Source organism: Pseudomonas sp. AGC41 (assembly GCF_057334555.1).
Genome location: NZ_JBHFJB010000039.1, coordinates 154826 through 162370, shown reverse-complemented (window position 1 = coordinate 162370; position 7545 = coordinate 154826). Strand labels below are relative to the sequence as shown.

The 7545-nt window shown below is 60.2% G+C and carries 7 protein-coding genes and 1 pseudogene; all 8 read right to left on the bottom strand.

Annotated elements, in window-relative coordinates; translation table 11 throughout:
* Positions 1-610 (bottom strand): lipid-A-disaccharide synthase (gene lpxB, locus ACE04F_RS07710; RefSeq protein WP_486105666.1); only part of this gene is annotated, 610 nt, incomplete at its 3' end.
* 2 nt (positions 611-612) lie between these two features.
* Positions 613-1389 carry an acyl-ACP--UDP-N-acetylglucosamine O-acyltransferase gene (gene lpxA, locus ACE04F_RS07705; RefSeq protein ID WP_486105665.1) on the bottom strand — a complete coding sequence of 259 codons (777 nt, stop codon included), beginning with the start codon at positions 1387-1389 and terminating at the stop codon, positions 613-615.
* Positions 1386-1826, bottom strand: coding sequence for a 3-hydroxyacyl-ACP dehydratase FabZ (fabZ, locus tag ACE04F_RS07700; RefSeq protein ID WP_003184897.1), 441 nt, complete (start codon positions 1824-1826; stop codon positions 1386-1388). The genes lpxA and fabZ overlap by 4 nt, the downstream gene beginning before the upstream one ends.
* A gap of 111 nt (positions 1827-1937) precedes the next feature.
* Positions 1938-2993, bottom strand: coding sequence for a UDP-3-O-(3-hydroxymyristoyl)glucosamine N-acyltransferase (lpxD, locus tag ACE04F_RS07695; RefSeq protein WP_486105664.1), 1056 nt, complete (start codon positions 2991-2993; stop codon positions 1938-1940).
* A 3-nt stretch (positions 2994-2996) separates the two neighbouring features.
* Complete coding sequence (locus ACE04F_RS07690; protein ID WP_003184901.1) at positions 2997-3500, bottom strand: OmpH/Skp family outer membrane protein; 504 nt, start codon at positions 3498-3500, stop codon at positions 2997-2999.
* Positions 3501-3545: 45 nt separating this feature from the next.
* Positions 3546-5921, bottom strand: a complete 2376-nt coding sequence (gene bamA, locus ACE04F_RS07685; protein WP_434572119.1) for an outer membrane protein assembly factor BamA — start codon at positions 5919-5921, stop codon at positions 3546-3548.
* A gap of 74 nt (positions 5922-5995) precedes the next feature.
* On the bottom strand, positions 5996-7348 hold the full coding sequence (rseP, locus tag ACE04F_RS07680; protein WP_486105663.1) for an RIP metalloprotease RseP: 1353 nt from the start codon (positions 7346-7348) through the stop codon (positions 5996-5998).
* Positions 7349-7400: 52 nt separating this feature from the next.
* A pseudogene (locus tag ACE04F_RS07675) lies at positions 7401-7545 on the bottom strand (1-deoxy-D-xylulose-5-phosphate reductoisomerase); the annotation flags it as partial.

The window sequence follows — 7545 nt, the reverse complement described above, 5'->3', positions numbered from 1 at the left end:
GGCGACTCACTTCGCCGCCTCGGCTCCCGGGCATCAACGCCACCAGCGGCCCCGCGGCCAGGCCCAGCGCCTGGCGAGCCGCCTCGCGGTCCGCCTCCAGGGGAATGGTGTCGGCCAGGGTGTGACCGACAAATCGCACGGGCACGCCTTTTTCTTCGTAGAACCGGGCTTCGAACGGCAGCAGCGTGAGCATCAGGTCGCAGCCCTCGCGGATCTTCAACACGCGCTTCTGTCGCCAGGCCCAGACCGACGGGCTGACGTAATGCACGGTCTTGATCCCGGCCTGGCGCAGCTTGAGTTCGATATTGAGGGTGAAATCCGGCGCATCGATACCGACGAACACATCCGGTTTTTCTTCGATCAGCGTCTGGATCAGCTTCTTGCGCCGGGCCAGCAGCTCACGCAAGCGGCCGAGCACTTCCACCAGCCCCATCACTGACAGGCGCTCCATCGGGAAGTAGGACACCAGTCCCTCGGCCTCCATCAATGGCCCGCCTACCCCGATGAACTCGACCGCTGGATGCTGCGCCTTGAGCGCGCGCATCAAGCCGGCGCCCAGGATGTCACCGGAAGCTTCGCCCGCCACCAGTGCGATACGCAGGTTCGCCATGGTCAGCGGGTGATGCCGCGGGTCGAAGACAGGATGGAATCGCGGAATGTGGCGACTTCCGGAAACTGTGCCGCAGCCTCGGCCAGTTCGGCGAGCGCCTGCTCGACCGTCAGGCCCTGGCGATACACAACCTTGTAGGCGCGACGCAGGGCAGTTATGGCCTCTTCACTGAAACCACGCCGACGCATGCCTTCGAAGTTCATGCTGCGAGCCTCGGCCGGATTGCCGAACACCGTGACATAGGCAGGGACGTCCTTGCCGATGGCGGTGCCCATGCCGGAGAAGCTATGGGCGCCAATGTGGCAATACTGGTGGACCAGGGTGAAACCGGACAGGATCGCCCAGTCGTCCACGTGCACGTGACCGGCCAACGCGGTGTTGTTGACCAGGATGCAGTGGTTGCCAATGACGCTGTCGTGGCCGATGTGGGCATAGGCCATGATCAGGTTATGGTCGCCCAATGTCGTTTCGCAACGGTCCTGGACGGTGCCACGGTGAATCGTCACGCCTTCGCGGATCACGTTGTGATCACCAATGACCAGGCGGGTTTCTTCACCTTTGTACTTGAGGTCGGGCGTGTCCTCGCCTACCGATGAGAACTGGTAGATGCGATTGTGCCGGCCAATCCGGGTCGGCCCCTTGAGAATTACGTGGGGGCCGATCACCGTGCCCTCGCCGATTTCCACACCTGCGCCGACGATCGACCAAGGGCCAACCTCGACATCGGCGGCCAGTACGGCCGTCGGATCGATGATTGCGCGAGGGTCAATCAAACTCATAGCTTGCGTTCCGCACAGATGATTTCAGCGGAGCAGACCGGCTTGCCGTCGACCGAAGCCTGGCATTCGAATTTCCAGATCTGGCGCTTGCAACTGATGAATTTGGCCTCGAGGATCAATTGGTCGCCCGGGGTGACCGGCTGGCGGAAGCGCAGCTTGTCGGAACCGACAAAGTAGTAAAGCGTGCCGTCGGCAGGCTTCACGTCGAGCATTTTGAAACCAAGGATCCCGGCAGCCTGAGCCATCGCCTCGATGATCAATACGCCCGGCATGATTGGATGCGCGGGGAAGTGACCATTGAAGAATGGCTCGTTGATGCTGACATTCTTGTAGGCGCGAATGCGCTTGCCTTCAACATCCAGGTCCACGACCCGATCCACCAGCAGGAACGGGTAACGGTGAGGCAGGTATTCGCGAATCTCGTTGATGTCCATCATTTCGGGGGGAAGCCTATGTAAAGATTGGGAGCGCACGATTGACGCGCACCCCGCTAGCAAATCAAGGAGGCCAGGGCCTAGCGGCTGTGCACACTTGATATGGAAATGGTATCAGCCATCTGATGAAGCATTACCGCCAGGGGTCACGTCCCCTACACGCTTTTCCACCTGCTTGAGGCGCCGCGCGATGTCGTCGAGCTGGCGGATACGCGCCGCGCTCTTGCGCCACTCGGCAGCCGGTTGCATGGCTGTGCCGGAAGAATAGGCACCCGGCTCGGTAATCGAGTGGGTCACCATGGTCATCCCGGTCAGGAACACGTTGTCGCAGATATCGATATGGCCCACCAGACCCACGCCACCAGCAAGCATGCAGTGCTTGCCGATTTTGGTGCTGCCGGAGATGCCCACGCAGGCGGCCATGGCGGTGTGATCACCGACCTGGACGTTGTGCGCGATCTGGATCTGGTTGTCGAGCTTGACGCCATTGCCAATGACCGTATCGGCCAGCGCGCCACGGTCGACGGCGGTGTTGACGCCAATTTCCACGTCATCGCCGACGGTTACCCCACCGACCTGGGCAATCTTCTGCCAGATACCCTTCTCATTGGCAAAACCAAAGCCTTCGCCACCGAGCACTGCGCCAGACTGGATCACCACGCGCTTGCCGATGCGCACATCGTGATACAGCGTCACCCGGGGAGCCAACCAGCCACCTTCGCCGATCTCGCTACGCGCGCCGACGAAGCAATGGGCGCCCAGCGTCACGCCGGCGCCAATCCGGGCCGCGCTTTCAATCACCACAAACGGGCCAACACTGGCCGAGGGATCCACCACGGCGTCCGCCGCGACCACTGCAGTCGGGTGAATACCGGCAGCCGACTTGGGCTTGGGATCGAACAGATGGGAGATCCGCGCATACGCAAGGTAGGGGTCCGCCACAATCAGCACATCACCGGCAAACCCTTCGGCATCACCGGCCTTGAGCAACAGCGCGGCGGCCCGACTGTCAGCCAGGTATTTGCGGTATTGAGGATTTGCCAGGAAGCTCAACTGAGCTGGGCCAGCCTCTTGCAAAGTGGCTAGCCCAGTGATGACCTTCTCCGGGTCGCCACGCAGGGTGGCGCCAAGGAACTCGGCCAATTGGCCGAGTTTGATAGTCGCTGTCATGGATTACTTCAGCTGATTCATGCGCTCGATAACCTGGCGCGTAATGTCGTACTGAGGTTTGACATCAATCACTGCACCACGCTCGAACACCAGGTCAAAACCACCCTTCTTGATGACTTCTTCCACAGCGCTATCGAGTTTCGGCTTGAGCTGCTTGAGCATTTCACGGTCGGCAACGGCTTTCGCTTCGTTCAGCTCCTTGGACTGGAACTGGAAGTCGCGGGCCTTTTGCTTGAATTCAAGCTCCAGACGCTCGCGCTCACCCTGGGCCATTTTGTCGCCACCGGCGACCAGACGATCCTGGATACCCTTGGCGCTGCTTTCCAGGCCTTTGAGCTTGGTCAGTTGCGGGCCGAATTTTTTCTCCGCGTCCACGGCGTATTTCTTCGCCGCATCGGATTCCAGCAGGGCCATCTGATAGTTCAGGACGGCGATCTTCATGTCGGCAAAAGCCGGACCTGCGACCAGTACGGTCGCCAGGAGAACCAATTGAGTCAACTTACGCACGATGTACTCCTACAAAATCCATTGTCGTTATCTTGGGTCAGACGCTTAGAACGTCTGGCCGAGGGAGAATTGGAAAACTTGGGTTTCAGCGTCATCCGGTTTCTTGATCGGCATCGCCAAGGCAAAGCTCAACGGGCCCAGCGCGGTGACCCAAGTCACGCCGACGCCGACGGAGCTGGCCAGGTTGCTCAGGCTGATGTCGTTGCACTCGGTGTTGGACCGGGTGCCGTTGGCATTGGTGGTGTCGTCGCAGCTGGAGTCGAATACGTTACCCACGTCCCAGAATACCGAGGTACGCAGGGAGCGCTGATCCTTGACGAACGGCATCGGGAACAGGAGTTCGGCACCGCCCTGGATAAGCACGTTGCCACCAAACGGCAAGGGGTCCTGATCCGGGTCACGGATGGTGCCTGGGTTACTGCCCGTACTTGGTGTACTGCGCGGACCCAGGGTGCTGTCCTTGAAGCCACGCACCGAGTTGAAACCACCGGCGTAGTAGTTCTCGTAGAACGGCAGGCCGTCGGTCGAACCGTAACCATCCCCATAGCCCAGCTCGGTGTGCAGGCGCATGGTGTAGTTGTCGGACAGCGGCTGGAACAGTTGGCCGCGGTAGTCGAGCTTGAAGAACGACAGGTCGCTGCCAGGCGTGGTGGTTTCCAGGACCAGGCTCTGGGAACGGCCACGGGTTGCCAGCACACCCTTGTTCAGGGTCGACTCGGACCAACCGACAGACGCCTTGAAGTTCAGGTACTTGTCGCCCTCTTTCTCGACGAAATCAAAAATTTCGTCGACGGTGTAGCGGCCAGTGCTGATCTCGTCCTGCTGGGCGGTAAGGCCGAAGGTCAGGCGCGAAGTTTCGCTGATCGGATAGCCGATGTTGACGCCTGCACCCAGGCTGTCCACCGCATAGCTGGAGATGTCAGAGTCGAGCTCGTCGTAGTCGGTGGTGCGATAGAAGGCGTTGTAGCCCAGGCTCACACCGTCGGCAGTCCAGTAGGGGTCCACATAACCGAAGTTGTAGCGGGTCTGGTACTCGCTGCGGGTCAGGCCCACGCTGACGCGGTTACCGGTACCGAGGAAGTTGTTCTGGGTAATCGAACCACCGAGGATCAGGCCGGCGCTCTGGGCGAAACCGACACTGGCGGTGATCGAACCGGAGGCTTGTTCCTCGACACTGTAGTTGACGTCTACCTGGTCATCGACGCCCGGCACGGCCGGGGTCTCGACGTTGACCTCCTTGAAGAAGCCCAGGCGCTCCAGGCGGGTCTTGGACTGGTCGATCAGGTAGGTCGAAGCCCAGCCACCTTCCATCTGGCGCATTTCGCGACGCAGAACCTCGTCCTCGGACTTGGTGTTGCCACGGAAATTGATACGGTTGACGTAGGCGCGCTTGCCGGGGTCCACGGCGAACGTGATGTCGACGGTATGGTCTTCATCATGAGGCTGTGGCACGCCGTTGACGTTGGCGAAGGTGTAGCCTTCGTTACCCAGGCGGCGGGTGATCAGCTCGGACGTAGTGGTCATCAGCTTGCGCGAGAACACCTGCCCTTTCTGCACCAGCAGCAGCGACTTGACCTGGTCTTCCGGAACCTTCAGGTCACCACTGAGCTTGACGTCACGAACGGTGTACTTCTCGCCTTCGTTGACGTTGACAGTGATGTAGACGTGCTTCTTGTCCGGGGTAATGGACACCTGGGTCGAAGCGATGTCCATGTTGATGTAGCCACGGTCCAGGTAGTAGGAACGCAGGCGTTCCAGGTCACCGGAGAGTTTTTCGCGGGCGTACTTGTCGTCGTTCTTGAAGAACGACAGCCAGTTGGTGGTCTTGAGTTCGAACAGGTCGATCAGGTCTTCATCCGGGAAAACCGTGTTGCCCACCACGTTGATGTGCTGGATGGCAGCGACGGTGCCTTCGTTGATGTTGACTTTCAGGCCGACGCGGTTGCGCGGCTGCGGCACGACTTCGGTATCGACCGTCGCCGAATAACGGCCTTGGGCAACGTACTGGCGTTGCAACTCGTTACGGACGCCCTCGAGGGTCGCGCGCTGAAAGATCTCGCCTTCGGCCAGGCCGGATTGCTTGAGGCCTTTCATCAGGTCTTCAGTAGAGATCGCCTTGTTGCCTTCGATCTCGATACTGGCAACCGATGGACGCTCGACGACCGTGATGACCAGGACATTGCCGTCGCGGCCCAGCTGGATATCTTGAAAGAAGCCGGTCTTGAACAGCGCACGAGTGGATTCCACCAGGCGCCGATCATCCGCCTGCTCGCCGACGTTCAACGGCAAGGCACCAAAGACGCTACCTGCGGAAACCCGCTGGAGGCCGTTGACGCGAATATCAGAGATAGTGAAGGACTCGGCGTGAACTTCGGCGATCATCAATACGGTGAGAACCGCAGTTAGCAGCAGACGTTTCATGAAGTCCTTTCTTATTCCAACTGGCAATAAACAAACTGCCGCAAAATGCGGCAGATTCGCAATTCAGCGAAGCGTTACAGACGACCCAGATCGTTGACCAAGGCAAGCAACATCACCCCGACCACCAAGCTGATACCGATCTGTATCCCCCAACCTTGCACCCGATCCGACAAGGGACGACCACGCGCCCACTCGATCAGATAAAACAGCAGATGCCCCCCATCCAGTACCGGAATGGGCAGCAAATTCAGAACCCCCAGGCTAATGCTCAGATAAGCAAGGAAATTCAGGAAATCAGCGACGCCCGACTGGGCAGAAGCGCCCGCCACTTTAGCAATGGTTATCGGTCCACTCAAGTTTTTTACCGAGAGCTCACCGAACAACATTTTCTTCAGCGAGTCGAGGGTCAGCACACTCATGGTCCAGGTACGACGCGCACCCTCGCCAATCGCCTCGACAGGGCCGAAGCTGACCTCGCGGATCATTTCCGGCGGCCACTCGACAGCCTTGACGCCTGCGCCCAGGTAACCGGTCGGCGCCTTGCTTTCGCCACGGGCGACCAGGGTCACCGGGACGTCGATTGAAGCACCGTCGCGTTCGACGCGCAGCATGATTTTGGTATCAGGACGTACACGAACCGAATCAACCACCTGTTGCCAGTCGCTGACCGCCTGACCATCGAATGCCAGCAAGCGGTCGCCGGTTTTCAGGCCCGCGGCGTGAGCCGGGCCTTTCGGATCGAGCTCGGCCAGCACAGGCGGCAGCGCCGGACGCCATGGGCGGATCCCCAGGGAACGGATCGGATCCGGCTCGTCGGCGCCCTTGAGCCAGTTGTCGAGAATCAGCTCTCGCGGCGAATCCGCCGTCGAGCCCTGCTCACGCACCAGCAATTGCAGCGAGCCACTTTCGCCCAGGCGACGCACCAACTGCAGGTTGACCGCCGCCCAGCCCGAGGTGGGCTCACCATCGATGGCGACAATTTCCTGGCCTGCGCCCAACCCGGCCCGAGCCGCCACGCTGCCGGCCTCTACCGCACCGATGACCGGGCGCACCTGCTCGCTGCCGAGCATTGCCAACGCCCAGAAAAACACCAGGGCCAACAGGAAATTGGCAATCGGGCCCGCCGCCACGATGGCGATACGCTGACGAACGGTCTTGCGATTGAAGGATTGGTCAAGCTGATCGACAGGCACTTCGCCTTCGCGCTCATCGAGCATCTTGACGTAGCCGCCCAGCGGGATGGCCGCGACGACGAACTCGGTGCCCTGCTTGTCGTGCCAGCGCAGCAAAGGCATGCCGAAGCCAACGGAAAAACGCAGAACCTTGACGCCACAGCGACGCGCGACCCAGAAATGGCCGAATTCGTGAAAAGTGACCAGCACCCCCAGCGCAACCAGGGTGCCGACAATCATATAGAGCGCGCTCATCTGTTTTCTCCACAATCCTGCCCGGGACAACCCTGGCTAAGGTACCGCAGTCTCAACGCCCGTGGCGCTTCAACCAATGGCCCGCCAGCTCACGAGCCCTGGCGTCGACGGTAAATACCGCATCGAGATCATCAAGCGAAACCACGGCCTCGAGATTCAAGACTTCCTCGATGATACTCGCGATCTCGAGGTAACGG

Coding starts and splice junctions, on each gene's coding strand:
- lpxA (WP_486105665.1), bottom strand. CDS start 1,389: ATGAGTTTGATTGACCCTCGCGCAATCATCGATCCGACGGCCGTACTG.
- fabZ (WP_003184897.1), bottom strand. CDS start 1,826: ATGATGGACATCAACGAGATTCGCGAATACCTGCCTCACCGTTACCCG.
- lpxD (WP_486105664.1), bottom strand. CDS start 2,993: ATGACAGCGACTATCAAACTCGGCCAATTGGCCGAGTTCCTTGGCGCC.
- bamA (WP_434572119.1), bottom strand. CDS start 5,921: ATGAAACGTCTGCTGCTAACTGCGGTTCTCACCGTATTGATGATCGCC.
- rseP (WP_486105663.1), bottom strand. CDS start 7,348: ATGAGCGCGCTCTATATGATTGTCGGCACCCTGGTTGCGCTGGGGGTG.